The 13820-nt window shown below is 65.6% G+C and carries 16 protein-coding genes; 11 read left to right on the top strand and 5 right to left on the bottom strand.

Annotated features, from left to right (window positions below):
• Window positions 1-48: 48 nt before the first annotated feature.
• A complete protein-coding gene (locus tag Q4543_RS02930; RefSeq protein ID WP_303436258.1) occupies window positions 49-642 on the bottom strand; it encodes a LysE family translocator in 594 nt (197 codons plus the stop codon).
• 73 nt (window positions 643-715) lie between these two features.
• Here Q4543_RS02930 and Q4543_RS02925 point away from each other — a divergent pair, with 73 nt between their 5' ends.
• Window positions 716-1168, top strand: coding sequence for an Lrp/AsnC family transcriptional regulator (locus Q4543_RS02925; protein WP_303436257.1), 453 nt, complete (start codon window positions 716-718; stop codon window positions 1166-1168).
• 144 nt (window positions 1169-1312) lie between these two features.
• On the opposite strand, the gene Q4543_RS02920 is transcribed toward Q4543_RS02925, so the two are convergent.
• Entirely contained in the window at window positions 1313-1852 is a 540-nt protein-coding gene (locus Q4543_RS02920) for a pseudouridine synthase (protein ID WP_303436256.1), read from the bottom strand.
• A complete protein-coding gene (locus tag Q4543_RS02915) occupies window positions 1846-2301 on the bottom strand; it encodes a nucleoside deaminase (protein ID WP_303436255.1) in 456 nt (151 codons plus the stop codon). Before Q4543_RS02915 ends, Q4543_RS02920 begins: the two co-directional genes overlap by 7 nt.
• A 75-nt stretch (window positions 2302-2376) precedes the next feature.
• On the opposite strand from Q4543_RS02915, the gene Q4543_RS02910 reads away from it, so the two are divergent.
• The 7 genes from Q4543_RS02910 (at window position 2377) to Q4543_RS02880 (ending at window position 9146) form a co-directional block, all read left to right on the top strand.
• The gene (locus tag Q4543_RS02910) at window positions 2377-3294 is read left to right on the top strand and encodes a pseudouridine synthase (RefSeq protein ID WP_303436254.1); all 918 of its coding nucleotides are present in this window, start codon (window positions 2377-2379) and stop codon (window positions 3292-3294) included.
• A 138-nt stretch (window positions 3295-3432) separates the two neighbouring features.
• Window positions 3433-3633, top strand: coding sequence for a hypothetical protein (locus tag Q4543_RS02905; protein WP_216003446.1), 201 nt, complete (start codon window positions 3433-3435; stop codon window positions 3631-3633).
• 48 nt (window positions 3634-3681) lie between these two features.
• A complete protein-coding gene (locus Q4543_RS02900) occupies window positions 3682-4572 on the top strand; it encodes a hypothetical protein (RefSeq protein ID WP_303436253.1) in 891 nt (296 codons plus the stop codon).
• A 192-nt stretch (window positions 4573-4764) separates the two neighbouring features.
• Window positions 4765-5649, top strand: a complete 885-nt coding sequence (locus tag Q4543_RS02895) for a 5-bromo-4-chloroindolyl phosphate hydrolysis family protein (protein WP_303436252.1) — start codon at window positions 4765-4767, stop codon at window positions 5647-5649.
• 43 nt (window positions 5650-5692) lie between these two features.
• Window positions 5693-6895, top strand: coding sequence for a toxic anion resistance protein (locus Q4543_RS02890; protein ID WP_303436251.1), 1203 nt, complete (start codon window positions 5693-5695; stop codon window positions 6893-6895).
• A 3-nt stretch (window positions 6896-6898) separates the two neighbouring features.
• Window positions 6899-7873, top strand: coding sequence for a DUF2927 domain-containing protein (locus Q4543_RS02885; protein WP_303436250.1), 975 nt, complete (start codon window positions 6899-6901; stop codon window positions 7871-7873).
• A 160-nt stretch (window positions 7874-8033) separates the two neighbouring features.
• The gene (locus tag Q4543_RS02880; RefSeq protein WP_303436249.1) at window positions 8034-9146 is read left to right on the top strand and encodes an SPFH domain-containing protein; all 1113 of its coding nucleotides are present in this window, start codon (window positions 8034-8036) and stop codon (window positions 9144-9146) included.
• Here Q4543_RS02880 and Q4543_RS02875 read toward each other — a convergent pair.
• Window positions 9143-9685, bottom strand: coding sequence for a hypothetical protein (locus tag Q4543_RS02875; RefSeq protein ID WP_303436248.1), 543 nt, complete (start codon window positions 9683-9685; stop codon window positions 9143-9145). The genes Q4543_RS02880 and Q4543_RS02875 overlap by 4 nt on opposite strands.
• A 121-nt stretch (window positions 9686-9806) precedes the next feature.
• Here Q4543_RS02875 and Q4543_RS02870 point away from each other — a divergent pair, with 121 nt between their 5' ends.
• The 3 genes from Q4543_RS02870 to dtd all read left to right on the top strand — a co-directional run bounded on the left by Q4543_RS02870 (window position 9807) and on the right by dtd (window position 12789).
• Complete coding sequence (locus Q4543_RS02870; protein ID WP_303436246.1) at window positions 9807-10892, top strand: TFIIB-type zinc finger domain-containing protein; 1086 nt, start codon at window positions 9807-9809, stop codon at window positions 10890-10892.
• A 545-nt stretch (window positions 10893-11437) separates the two neighbouring features.
• Window positions 11438-12337, top strand: coding sequence for a carbohydrate kinase (locus tag Q4543_RS02865; RefSeq protein WP_216003438.1), 900 nt, complete (start codon window positions 11438-11440; stop codon window positions 12335-12337).
• Entirely contained in the window at window positions 12334-12789 is a 456-nt protein-coding gene (dtd, locus tag Q4543_RS02860) for a D-aminoacyl-tRNA deacylase (protein ID WP_303436245.1), read from the top strand. The genes Q4543_RS02865 and dtd overlap by 4 nt, the downstream gene beginning before the upstream one ends.
• Here dtd and Q4543_RS02855 read toward each other — a convergent pair.
• Complete coding sequence (locus Q4543_RS02855) at window positions 12786-13754, bottom strand: threonine/serine dehydratase (protein ID WP_303436243.1); 969 nt, start codon at window positions 13752-13754, stop codon at window positions 12786-12788. The two genes, dtd and Q4543_RS02855, sit on opposite strands and share 4 nt — an antisense overlap.
• Between the last annotated feature and the right edge of the window lie 66 nt (window positions 13755-13820).

Raw genomic sequence — 13820 nt, 5'->3', positions numbered from 1 at the left:
GTTTTGCGAGGCCTATATGGCGACAAGCCTCGCGGGATGCAACATGGCTCAGGCCATGAGAACCGGCAGCAGCGAGGCGATCAGCAGCGCCGCCATGGTCCAGTTGAACAGCTTTAGCCGGGTTGGAGACGACAGCAGCCGCCGGATTTCGCGCCCCAGCACTGCCCAGGTGGTGGTCGAGATCAGCCCGTTGACGACATAGGCGCCGACCACCCAGAGGATCGCGCCGATCTCTCGGCTTGCAGCGTAAAGCGCAATCGAGGCAAGCGCCATCGACCAAGCCTTGGGGTTGACCCACTGGAAGGCAGCGGCCTGCAGAAAGCTCAGCGGGCGCGCTTCGCAGGTGCCTTGCGCAGGCGGCGCGGCATGAGCGATCTTCCACGCGAGCCAGAGCATGTACAGCACCGACACCACCAGCAGCACATCGTGCAGGACCGGGTAAAGATCGAACAGGCGGGAAACGCCAAGCCCGACCAGCAGCACCATGCCCGGAAAGCCAAAGGCGATGCCCGCCATATGGGGCAAGGTGCGCCGGACACCGAAATTGGCGCCTGATGCAAGCAGCATGAGATTGTTCGGCCCCGGCGTGATGACGGTGACGAGTGTGAAGGCACTCAGTGCAAGAAACAGATCCATTGTCATGGTGCAATTTCTGACGTGTATGAGGCGGAGAATAGTTGCGAAGTCAGGCGTTCTGGCAAAGGAATAGCAATATATGGCGATAATTGATGAGATGGATCGCAGGATATTGCGCGTTCTGCGGCGCGATGGGCGGATCAGCAACCTCGCGCTGGCCGAGAGTGTCGGGCTGTCGGCCTCTGCCTGCCTGCGGCGTGTGGCTGCGTTGGAAAAGTCAGGCGTGATCCGAGGCTACCGTGCAGTGCTCTCGCCAGAGAAGACCGGGGTCGGGTTTGTCGCCTATATCACGGTCGGGCTCTCGTCGCATACAAAGGCAGCGCAGGAGGCGTTCGAGCGGGCCATCTCACAAGCGCCCGAAGTGCGCGAGTGTCACAATATCACCGGCAACGTCGAATACCTGTTGCGCATCGAGGCGGCCGACCTTGTGGCTTACAAGCATTTCCACACCGAGGTGATGGGCACGCTGCCGCAGGTGAATGCGGTCACGTCCTATGTGGTGATGGGCTCGCCCAAGGATGAGAGGGCGTAAGGGGGCGCTGCCCCCTCGGCCTTGCGGCCTCACCCCCGGAGTTTATCGGGCAAGATGAAGATGGGGCGCGGCGCGTGACTTCATCTTGCCTGATAAACTCCCGCCGGAGGCAGGCCGGACCTTGAAGAAAGCGCGGCGGTCGGGTCAGAGCGCGCGCCACGTGCCGGGGGCAATGCCCTCGACGTTCCACTCGCCGATGGACCAGCGCACAAGGCGCAGGCAAGGCAAGCCGACATGGGCGGTCATGCGGCGAACCTGCCGGTTGCGACCTTCGGTGAGGGTGATTTCCAGCCAGCAATCGGGCACCGATTTGCGAAAGCGTACCGGCGGCACGCGCTCCCACAGCTTGGGGGTGGGAATGCGGCGGACCTCGGCGGGGCGGGTCGGGCCGTCCTTGAGCGTGACGCCCTTGCGCAGCGGTGACAGGTCGGCATCGGTCGGATCGCCTTCGACCTGAACGAGATAGGTCTTGGGTTTGCGAAACTTTGGATGGGCGATTCGTGCCTGAAGGCGGCCATCGTCGGTGAGCAGCAACAGTCCTTCGCTGTCGCGGTCGAGCCTGCCCGCAGGGTAGACTCCGGGAACGTCCACGTAATCGGACAGAGTGGCGCGCGGGCTGCCCTGCGTGCCCTTGTCGGTGAATTGTGACAGCACGCCGAAGGGCTTGTTCAACAGAATCAGCATTCGCGTCTTTCGCGGAAGAAATCGCGCAGCAGCGCCTCGGAGGGGGCGGCGTCGATGCCGTCATAGACCTCGGGGACGTGGTGGCATTGCGGGTGGCTGTAGCTGCGCGGCCCTTGGGCGATGCCGCCCGACTTGGGGTCGGACGCGCCATAATACAGCCGCGCGATTCGGGCGAACGAGATCGCGGCGGCGCACATCGGGCAGGGCTCCAGCGTTACGTAGAGCGCGTGGCCGGGCAGGCGTTCGGACCCGGCGGCGGCGCAGGCGGCGCGCAGGGCGAGAATCTCGGCATGGGCGGTGGGATCGTTCAGCTCGCGCGTGCGATTGCCCGCCGCGGCGACGATCTCGCCCGACGGCGCGACGATCACCGCGCCCACCGGCACCTCGCCGCGGGCGGCGGCGGCGCGCGCTTCGCGCAGGGCGCTGTCCATATGACTGCGAAAACTCATGGCCCCGGCATAGCCGAGCGCCGCGCCCTTGGCGAGACGCTTCCCAGCGCGCGGCGCTTGCTGTATGGGGCAGGCATGACAGACAAGCCCTCTCGTGGCGGCCGCCCTTCTGGCGCCCGACCCCAGCCCAGACCCAGACCGAAGCCGCGCAAGCCGGCGCAGCAGGCTGCGCCCGCCGAAGGCACGCCCCCCGGTGAGCGCATCGCCAAGGTGTTGTCGCGCGCGGGTGTCGCCAGCCGCCGCGACGCCGAGAAGATGATCGCGGAGGGCCGCGTGTCGGTCAATGGCGCCATCGTCGAGCGCGCCGCGCTGAACGTGCTGCCCAGCGACAAGGTCACCGTCGATGGCAACCCGCTGGCCGAAGCCGAAGCTGCGCGCCTGTGGCTCTATCACAAGCCTGCGGGCCTTGTGACCACCACCCGCGACGAGCAGGGCCGCGCCACGATCTTCGACAAGCTGCCCGAGGATATGCCGCGGGTGATGAGTGTCGGACGACTCGATCTGAACTCCGAGGGGTTGTTGTTGCTGACCAATGATGGCGGCATCAAGCGCAAGCTCGAGCTGCCGTCGACCGGCTGGCTGCGCAAGTACCGCGTGCGGGTGAACGGCAGGCCATCGGACAACACGCTGGCACCGTTGCGCGAGGGCATCACCGTCGAGGGTCAGCGCTATCAACCTATGCAGGTGACGCTTGACCGCCAGCAGGGGGCGAATGCCTGGCTGACCGTCGGCCTGCGCGAGGGCAAGAACCGCGAAATTCGCCGCGCCATGACCGACATCGGCCTGACGGTGAACCGGCTGATCCGGGTGTCTTACGGGCCGTTCCAGCTGGGCCAGCTCAAGGAAGGCGAGGTGCAGGAGATCCGCGGCAAGGTGCTGCGCGATCAGCTGGGCATGGAGGGCGCAAAGCCCGACCGCCCGGTTCCGGTGCGCCGCCGCAACCCCGGCCCGAAGGCTGGTCCGAAAACTGGTCCGAAACCCGGGCGCAACTAGGCCGTGTGCGCGCGGCGTTGCAGAGGGCCGTAATCGCGCCGCGCGTCCCGTAAGTATCCGTTAACCTTAGTGAAGATTCCGTGGTTTTTCCCGGAGGGCGCCGCTTTTTCGCCCGGTTTCACCGACAGTTTCGCGGCCATGATGACTACGATCCTGGCCTTCGCGATTCTGACAGCCACCACGGTATTCGTGCTGTGCAGCCTGCGGACAGTTGCGCGCGACACCTTCGTCGCGCTGACCGATGCGGCGCACCGCCTGCGCTACGGTGGCAACCCGGCGGCAAAGCTGTGCTTTGCCGTGCTCTGGGTGATGATTTTCGCGTTGAGCTATTTCCTGTGATCCCATGCCCGAAGGCAACGGCTTCGGTGCGGCAAGAGGGGGTTCGAGATGCCTGAAAGCTCGGCCGAACGCATGACCAAGGCTCAGATGTCGCGGGCGAGCCGCAGCGAAGTGCCGATCGGGCCGCTCGATTCCGCACTTGGCGTGCTGTTCCTTGCGTCCTTTCCGATATTTCGCCTGCTGTTCGAGGGCAGCGGTGTCGCCGCCTTCAGCGCAATCCTTCTGCTTGTGTTGCTGCTCGCTGCACTGCGGCTGATCCACGTCGGGCAACAGGTCAGTAACGCGTTCAACCGGGCGCAGACCGCACGCGCACCAAAGCTGCCGCGCAAGGCCATAGGTTACGCGCTGATCGGCCTCATTGTCATGATTCTGGCCGGGCACCATTTCGAGACGCTGGTCCTGCCCGTCGCGCTGGGGGCGCTGGCCACGGTGCTGGGCTTTGTCGCCTTCGGGATGGACCCGCTCAAGGACAAGGCGGATAACGAGGCCGTCGGCCAATCGGACCGCCCGATCGATCTGCACCGGCTTCAGCCCAGCACCTCCGAAACGCTGATCCTCATCGACGCCAAGCTCGAAGAGCTGGCCTGCGAGATTGCCAACCTTGGCGATACAGAGATCACCCGCCAGTTCGAGGCGCTGCGCACCGGGGTCATGGCGCTGAGCCGGGCGCTGGGTGATAGCGGCGGCGGCATGCGTCGGCTGCGCAAGCCGATCACCATGCTGGTCGACATGCTGCACCGCGAGAATACCGCGCTTCTGGACGCGTGGGACAGCGGTGATCGCTTTCGGGCCCGGCGCCGCTACATCGCCCATCTGGTGGCAATCGGCGAGGCATACGAGGGTTGCGCGCGCAAGTCCGGCGCCCGAACCGGACGCGATGCGTTCGAATTGCAGGCCGACGTTCTGTGGCACCGGATGCCGCGCGATCAGGTGGCTTGATACCGCTTTGCTGCGAACGCGAAATGGCGGGGTTTCCCCCTAGCAACTTGCCCGGATTGATCTTAGATTTGCTTTGAACAGCGGTCACTCAGGAGGTCACATGTCCGGCGCTGCGTTGCAGAAAACGGCTTACGTGCTGCTGATCGTCCTGCTTTTCGGGGTCACTTCGGGCTGGCTCGGAGGGCTCTGAGCATGGCAAAGCGCTATGGCGGCAAATTCAGCCCCGACGGCGACGACTCTGCGCCCGATCTGCCCGCGGGGCATTATACCGGCGCAACGGTCGATCCGGTGGGGGCGCGCACCAACGTGATGTTTGCGCCGCCGATCGTTCTGGCGGCGACCTCGCTCAATGATGGGGCCATCGGCCTAGCGGTCGGTCTTGCCGGGGCCGGCGCGCTTCTGCTTGGCGCATGGCTGCTGCGCGACGGGGTTCGCGCGCAGGCTGCCTATGATGCCCGCCGCGTCGCACGTCGCCCGGCGATCCCGCGCAAGATCCTTGCCGCGGCGGCGACGGGCATCGGCGTCGGCCTTGCCGTGGCGCGGGCGGAGGGAAACCTGCTGGCCGCGCCGCTTTATGGGATTTGCGCCGGGGCGCTGCATCTGGCCGCCTTTGGCATCGATCCGCTGAAAAGCAAGGGAATGGACGGTGTCGATACCTTCCAGCAGGATCGCGTTGCCAAGGTGGTGGACGAGGCCGAAACCTACCTGTCCGAGATGGAGGGCGCGGTGCGCCGCGCGGGCGATCGCGAGGTCGAGGCGCGCGTCGAGCGCTTTCACACCAAGGTCAGCCAGCTGATCCGTACTGTCGAGGAAGACCCACGCGATCTGACCGCCGCGCGCAAGTATCTGGGCGTTTATCTGATGGGCGCGCGCGATGCGGCGGTGAAATTCGCCGATATCTTCAGCCGCAGCCGGGACCAGGGCGCGCGCAGCGATTTCATGATGCTCCTCACCGATCTTGAGGACAGCTTCAGCCAGAAGAACCAGAAACTCCTGCTCGACAGCAACGCCGATCTTACGGTCGAAATCGAGGTTTTGCGGGATCGTTTGCAACGGGACGGGCTGCGCGCGCGTTAAGCACGGCAGCCTGAACGGGAAAATTTAGTCGGGAGACGTATGGATGTCCGAGAGCGTAAGAGTCGAGGCTGCAAAGTCCGTGGCAATGGTCGATGAACTGAACGCGGTCGTTCTGCCTGAGCCGGGAGAGGCGCAGGCCATCGTACCGCTGGCAGAGGCCTCGCCCGAAATCTCCGAAGAGATCCGCTCGCGGATGAGCGAAATCGACATGGAGGACAGCAATTCCATCGTCTCTTTCGGGTCGAACGCGCAGGCCGAGCTTCAGGAAATCTCGAAAGAGATGCTCGACGGGGTGCGCAACAAGGATGTCGGCCCGGCCGGTGACAGCCTGCGCGACATTGTCACCACGCTGAAGGGCTTTGCGGTGTCGGAACTCGACGTGCGCCGCAAGCAGAGCTGGTGGGAAAAGCTGATGGGCAAAGCCGCGCCCTTTGCCAAGTTCACCGCGAAATACGAACAGGTGCAGGGCCAGATCGACCGCATCACCGACAATCTGCTCAAGCATGAACATGTCCTGCTCAAGGACATCAAATCGCTTGATATGCTGTATGACAAGACGCTGTCGTTCTACGACGAGCTGGCGCTGTATATCGCTGCGGGGGAGGCCAAGCTGGCCGAGATCGACACCGTGGACATTCCCGCGCGCGAGGCGGCGGTGCAGGCCGCGCCCGAGGCCGAACAGGTGATGAAAGCGCAGGAGCTGCGCGATTTGCGCGCCGCGCGCGACGATCTGGAACGCCGGGTGCATGATCTGAAGCTGACGCGGCAGGTGACGATGCAGTCGCTGCCCAGCATCCGGCTGGTGCAGGAAAATGATAAGTCGCTGGTGACCAAGATCAATTCGACCCTCGTCAACACCGTGCCGCTGTGGGAAACCCAGCTGGCGCAGGCCGTCACCATCCAGCGCAGCACCGAAGCTGCCAAGGCGGTGCGCGAGGCGAACGATCTGACCAACGAGCTGCTGACCGCCAACGCCGCCAACCTGCGCGACAGCAACAAGGCGATCCGCACCGAGATGGAGCGCGGCGTCTTCGACATCGAGGCCGTCAAGCAGGCCAATGCCGATCTGATCGCCACCATTCAGGAAAGCCTGCAAATCGCCGATGAAGGCAAGGCGCGCCGTGCCAAGGCCGAGGACGAGCTGAAGAAGATGGAACACGATCTGCGCGATACGCTGGCCTCGGCCAAGGCGCGCAAGGATGGCGTGGGCGACAACGCTGGCACCGCCGTGCCCGGGCGCGGCTGAGCCATGCGCGCGGGGCTGCGTCATATCGGGCCGTGCCTGATGCTGCTCGGGGCGCTTGCCGCCTGCGACAGCTCGACACTTGCTCCGCGCCAGACCGACGTTGCGCCGCAGGCGCGGCCCGGTCCGCTCAAGCCTGAGCCACCGGAGCGCGAACGGCAGGCCCCCAGCCAGTCGCTGACCAGCCGCGATCTTCAGACCTATTACGCGAAGGTCCAGCAGGATCTGCTGGCGCAGGGGCTGCTGCGCACCGATGGCGGCGGGCCGGACACGCCGTTCACCGACACCATGCTTCTGCGCAATTTCGAACGCATCGCGCTGGCCGAGGAATACGAGCGCGGCGCGGGGCTGCGCCCGTCGAACGGTGCGCTCGGCAACATCAAGAAATGGGAAATCCCGGTGCGCGTGGCCATCGAATACGGCGACCACGTTCCGCAGGATCAGCGCGTGACCGACACCAACATGGTGACCGGCTACGTCAACCGGCTGGCGCGGATCACCGGGCATTCGATCGCGATGACCGACGGGCCGGCGAATTTCCACGTGCTGTTCATGTCCGAGGATGACAAGGCCACGCTGGCGCCGCGCATCCGGGCGCTGGTGCCCGACCTGAACCCGTCGGCGCTGGCGATATTCGACAATCTGCCACGCTCGATCCATTGTCTGGTGATCGCGTTTTCGGCGCAGCGTGGCGGCTATGCCTACGGCGATGCCATCGCGGTGATCCGCTCCGAACATCCGGACCTGCTGCGCCGGTCCTGCATCCACGAGGAAATCGCGCAGGGGCTTGGTCTTGGCAATGACAGCCCGGCGGCGCGCCCGTCGATCTTCAACGATGACGACGAGTTCGCGCTGTTGACCACGCATGACGAGCTGTTGCTGAAGCTGCTCTACGATCCTGCCGTCAAGGCCGGGATGGTCGCCGAAGAGGTGCGCCCCATTGTGCGGCAGCGCGCCGCCGCATTGCTTGGCGGCAGCTAAGACGCCGCCCCCTTTTTGCCACCGCTGTTCGCGGGGGGAGTCACAGCCTGCCTGTCAAACGATCCCGGCTTTGCGGGCGCAATTCTGTCGCGCCGCGCTTGTGCGCGGGCGAAGGGTGGTTAAGTTGACGGTGACACAGCATTTCTGATCGGGGGCCGACATGGGCATTCTTGATTTCCTTTCGGGCCAGTTCATCGACGTCATCCACTGGGTGGACGACAGCCGTGACACGATGGTCTGGCGCTTCGAACGCTACGGCCATGAGATAAAATACGGCGCCAAGCTGACCGTCCGCGAAGGGCAGGCGGCGGTATTCGTGCACGAAGGCCAGCTGGCCGATGTGTTCACGCCGGGGCTGTACATGCTTGAAACCAACAACATGCCGGTGATGACTTCGCTTCAGCACTGGGATCATGGTTTTCGCTCGCCGTTCAAATCCGAGATCTATTTCGTCAACACCACCCGGATGACCGGGCTGAAATGGGGCACCAAGAACCCGATCATGTGCCGCGATCCCGAATTCGGGCCAGTGCGGCTGCGCGCCTTTGGCACCTATTCGGTGCGTGTCGCCGATCCGGCGCGCTTCCTGTCGGAAATCGTCGGCACCGACGGCGAATTCACCTCGGACGAGATCAGCTTTCAGATCCGCAATATCATCGTGCAGGAATTCTCGCGCCTGATCGCAGGGTCGGGCATTCCGGTGCTTGATATGGCGGCGAACACGCAGGATCTGGGGCGGATGCTGGCCGATGGCATTTCCGCGACCATCGCAGACTACGGCCTGTCGCTGCCCGAGCTTTACATCGAAAACATCTCGCTGCCCGCCGCGGTGGAAAAGGCGATGGACAAGCGCACCTCGATGGGGGTGCTGGGCAATCTCGACGCTTACACGAAATTTCAGGCCGCCGAGGCGCTGGGGGCCGAAGGTTCTGCCGCCGGGCAGGCCATGGGCACCGGCTTTGGCGCCGGGCTTGGCATGTCGATGGGCGCGCAGATGAGCGGTCAGGCGCAGGCCGGGCCGTGGGGCGCGCGGCCCTCTGCGCCGCCTCCACCGCCGCCGCCTCCGGTCGAACATGTGTGGCATCTGGCCGAGAAAGGTCAGACCTCCGGCCCGTTCAGCAAGGCCCGGCTGGGCCGCATGGTGACCGAAGGCGGGCTGACCCGGCAAACCCATGTCTGGACGCAGGGGCAGGATGGCTGGAAGCGCGCCGAAGACGTGGCCGAACTGGCGCAGCTGTTCACCGTCATGCCGCCGCCACCGCCGGGGAGCTAGCGCGGCAGCTCCAGCGCGCTCAGCAGGTCCGGCCCGAGGCAGGCATCGGGCGGGAACCGCATGTCGGGGGCCAATGTCGCCGGAAAGGGCCGGTCGGGCGGCACTTGCGATGCCAGCAACAGCTGCCCGTCAAGGCACAGATCCTGCGCCGCGTTGCCGATGTTGAAGCCAAAGCCGCCTTTGCCGCAATCGACGCCGTCACCGTCCATGTTCCATGCCTGCGGCATCGGGTGCTGCGCGCCGTAGACGGCGAAGGCCTCGCGCGCGGGCAGGAAGGTCAGCGTCCATGTGGTGGTCTCGCTCAGCATTCCGAGCGCCCAGCGGCCAATCGGGGCGCCGTCCTTGCGGCCTTCGATGAAAAAGCAGCTCAGGTCGCGGGCGTTGACCTCGGGCTGGCTCAGAAAGGCCTCGTCGAAGGCCATGCCGCCGTGCTGCTCATAGCCATTCGCGCCGTCCCAATGGAAGCTGTAGGCGATGTCTTCTGCTGCGGCGCCCGTCGCGGCCAGCGCCGCGAAAACCAGTCCTGCCAATGCGTTCACGTCATCCTCGCCTGCTGTTCGCGTTGCCATCGTAACGCGGCGGGGCGTGCAGGAAAACCGGGTTTCCCTTGCGCCGCTTCGCGCCTAGGGTCTCTCCCGAGACAGGCTTCAGAGGGCACTGATGAACGAGGAACACCGCTTTCCCTGCGAACAATGCGGGGCGGATTATCGCTATGATCCGGTCAAGGGCGAGCTGCATTGTGATCACTGCGGCCATATCAAGCCGGTCGAGGATGCGGGCCCTTGGGGCGGCGCGATCCGCGAGATGGATTTCAAGGCGGCCATCGCCAACCTGCTGCCCTTGCAGGAGATGGAAGACCTGCAGGTCACCCAGTGCCCCAATTGCGGCGCCGAGGTGGAATTCGACGCCGATGTGCACGCCGCAGATTGCCCGTTTTGCGCCACGCCGGTGGTCACCGGCACCGGCACCCATCGCCAGATCAAGCCGCGCGGCCTGCTGCCCTTTGCGTTGGACGAGACCGAGGCGCGCCGGGCGATGACCGACTGGCTGGGCGGGCTGTGGTTCGCGCCCGGCGGTTTGCAGGATTACGCCCGCAAGGGGCGCAAGATGCAGGGCATCTATGTGCCGTTCTGGACCTTCGACGCGCAGACGCAGACCGATTATCGCGGCCAGCGCGGCACGGTCTATCATGAAACCCGTCAGGTCATGCGCGATGGCAAGATGCAGCGCGTCACCGTCGCCAAGGTGCGCTGGCGCGCCGCGTCGGGCCGGGTGTCGCGGTTTTTCGACGATGTACTGGTGCTGGCCTCGCGCAGCCTGCCCAAGAAATACACCGACGCGCTTCAGCCGTGGGATCTGACGCGGATGGAACCTTATCGCCCTGAATTTCTGGCCGGTTTCCGCGCCGAAGGCTATCAGGTCGATCTTGACGAAGGCTTTGCCGAAGCGCGCGGCATCATGGACCGGCAGATCGAACGGGACGTGAAATTCGACATTGGCGGCGACCGGCAGCGCATTCACGCGCTGGAAACGCAGGTTGCGGATGTGACCTTCAAACATGTGCTGCTGCCGGTCTGGCTGGCCGCCTACAAATACAAGGGCGAGACCTATCGCTTTGTGGTCAACGGCACCACGGGCCGGGTACAGGGCGAACGACCATGGTCGGCTTGGAAAATCGCGCTTGCGGTCATTGCCGGGCTGATCGTTGCGGGCGTGGTGGGCTATGTGGTCGCGATGAACGGCTGACACAGGCAGGGGTGGGCATTGCTGCCCACCCCCTCCACAGCGACGGCGCCAAAGGTTTCGGTCAAGGCAGGACGGGGATCGCCGCCTCGGTTTTCACCTCTCGCACAGCCTCCGTGGACTCTGCGAACCCTCCCAAGGCGTCTGATCGACGCCCCTCGACCTGAGTTCCACTGGTACACGAAGGACCATCACCATGCTCCTCCTCGTGGCAGGGTAGAGATTGCAGTCCGACCCGACAGGGCGTTGACGCTTGCCGCATCCGTCTGTCGCGTTTCACGCGATGCAACGGGCAGACCCGCAGCGCGGCGCGGGGGCGTTCGCCCCAAACGTCTCGCCGGGCCCCAAAGCGCGGTGCGTCCGGCCCTTTGCCGGGGATCGGGGTAGGCCATGCGGCCCATGCAACCCCGTCCTTTCCACATCTTCAGAGTATCGCGCAAAAACCCGCCCGACCATGATCCCGGTCAAGTTCCTGCGATTATCCGCACTTGATTTCAGGGGGCGGTCCGGGGCAGGTTGCGGCGCTAACAGGAATGGGAGGGCGGGGCATGATCCTCTGCTGCGGAGAATCGCTGATCGACATGTTGCCGCGTACGGCAACCACCGGAGAAGCGTCGTTTGCACCGGTTGCGGGCGGCTCGGTGTTCAACACCGCCATCGCGCTGGGGCGGCTTGGCGCGCCTGCGGGCTATTTCGGCGGGCTGTCGAATGATCTGTTCGGACAGGTGCTGTCGAAGGCGCTGAGCGAGTCGCGCGTCGATGCCTCGCTGGCGCCGCGCAGCGAGCGGCCGACAACGCTGGCCTTCGTGACGCTGACCAATGGGCAGGCGCAATACGCCTTTTACGACGAGATGACCGCCGGGCGTATGCTGACCCCCGCTGATTTGCCGACGCTGACGGATGGTGTCGAGGCGCTGTTCTTTGGCGGCATTTCTCTGGTGTCCGAGCCTGCCGCCGACAGCTACGCCGCGCTTTGCGCCGGTGCGGGCGAGCGGCTGGTGATGATGGATCCCAACATTCGCCCCGGTTTTGTCACCGACGAGGCGGGCTATCGCGCGCGGCTGGCGGCGATGCTGTCGCGGGCCGACATCGTCAAGATCTCGGACGAGGACATGTTCTGGCTTGGTACCACGCCTGAACAGCTGCTGGAAGGCGGCGTGGCGCTGGTGCTGGAAACCCGCGGTGCCGTCGGGGTCAGTGCAAGAACGGCGGCGGGCGAGATGCTGGTGCCCGCGCGCAAGGCCGAGGTGGTCGATACGGTCGGCGCGGGCGATACTTTCAACGCCGGGCTGTTGGCCGGGCTGTGGCGGGCGGGGCTGCTGTCACGCGAAGGCGTGCGCGATGCATCGCTGGAGGCGCTGCGTCCGGCGGTGGCGCTTGGCGCGGCGGCGGCGGCGGTGACCGTCTCGCGCGCCGGGGCCAACCCGCCGTGGGCCAACGAATTGTGAGAGCCATCGTTCAGCGCGTCACGCAGGCGCAGGTCAGCGTCGGTGGCGCGGTGATCGGCGAGGTCGGGCCGGGACTGATGATCCTTGTCTGCGCCATGCAGGGTGACACCGAGGCCGAATCGGAAAAGTTGGCGGCCAAGATCGCCAAGCTGCGGATCTTTGCCGACGAGGCGGGCAAGATGAACCGCTCGGTGCTGGATGTGCATGGGGCGGCGCTGGTGGTCAGCCAGTTCACGCTTTCGGCGGATACCCGCAGCGGCAACCGGCCCGGCTTTTCCAGCGCCGCCGCGCCAGACATGGGGCGGCGGCTTTACGAGCATTTCGCGGCCCAGCTGCAAGCGCAGGGCGTGCCCGTCGCCACGGGGCGTTTCGCGGCCGAGATGCAGGTGAGCCTGATCAATGACGGGCCGGTGACGATCCCTCTCGACACCGACACCTGGGCCAAGGGCTAGCGCGTTTCCAGCGCGCGGGCAAAGATCGCCGGGTCGACGTTGCCGCCGGACACGGTGCAGATCACCGCATCGCCTTCGATGTCCGCGCCCCGGAACAGCGCCGCCGCCAAGGCCACCGCGCCGCCGGGCTCTGCCACGATCTTGAGATGCCGGAACGCCAGCGCCATCGCCCGCAGCGCCTCGTCTTCGCTGACCGCAAGGCCGGGCCCGCACAGGCGCTTCATGATCGGAAAGGTCAGGTTCCCCGGCTGCGGCGTGATGATCGCATCACAGATATTGCCCGACAAACGGGCGTTACGCTCGATCTTGCCAGAGGCAAGCGAGCGGGCGGCATCGTCGAAGCCTTCGGGCTCTGCCGGGCGCACCCGCATCCCCGGCGCGCGGGCTTCCAGCGCCAGCGCGATGCCCGAGGTCAGCCCGCCGCCGCCGCAACACACCAGCACGTCAGCCTGCGAAACCCCCGCTTCAGCGGCCTGCTCGGCGATTTCCAGCCCGCAAGAGGCTTGCCCGGCGATCACCTCGGGCTCGTCAAAGGGCTTGACCAGCACGAGGCCGCGTTCCTGCGACAGCTTTTCTCCCAGCGCGTCACGGTCTTCGCTGGCCCGATCATAGGGCACCACCTCGGCCCCAAGTCCGCGCGTACCGGCGACCTTGGCGGCGGGCGCATCAGACGGCATGATGATCGCCGCCGGCACCCCGTGCAGCTTGGCCGCCAGTGCCACGCCCTGCGCGTGGTTGCCCGAGGAAAACGCGATGATGCCGCGTGCCCGCGTTTCGGGGGGCAGCGCCGAAATCGCCGACCACGCGCCGCGAAACTTGAAGCTGCCGGTGTGTTGCAGGCATTCGGCCTTTACCAGCACGCGCCTTCCGGCGATCTCGTCCAGAAAGGGCGAGCTTAGCAGAGGGGTGCGGCGGGCGTGACCGGCCAGCCGCGCGGCGGCGGCGTCGATGCGGGCGATGTCCATAGGGATGTCCTTGCGCTGTTCTTGCGCGGAACCTGCGTCCGCGGCGCGGGCGTGTCAATCGCTTGC

It is taken from the genome of Salipiger sp. 1_MG-2023 (assembly GCF_030547555.1).
Lineage (GTDB): Bacteria > Pseudomonadota > Alphaproteobacteria > Rhodobacterales > Rhodobacteraceae > Salipiger.
The sequence above is the reverse complement of the archived record's forward strand: the minus strand, read 5'-3'. Positions and strand labels throughout refer to the sequence as shown.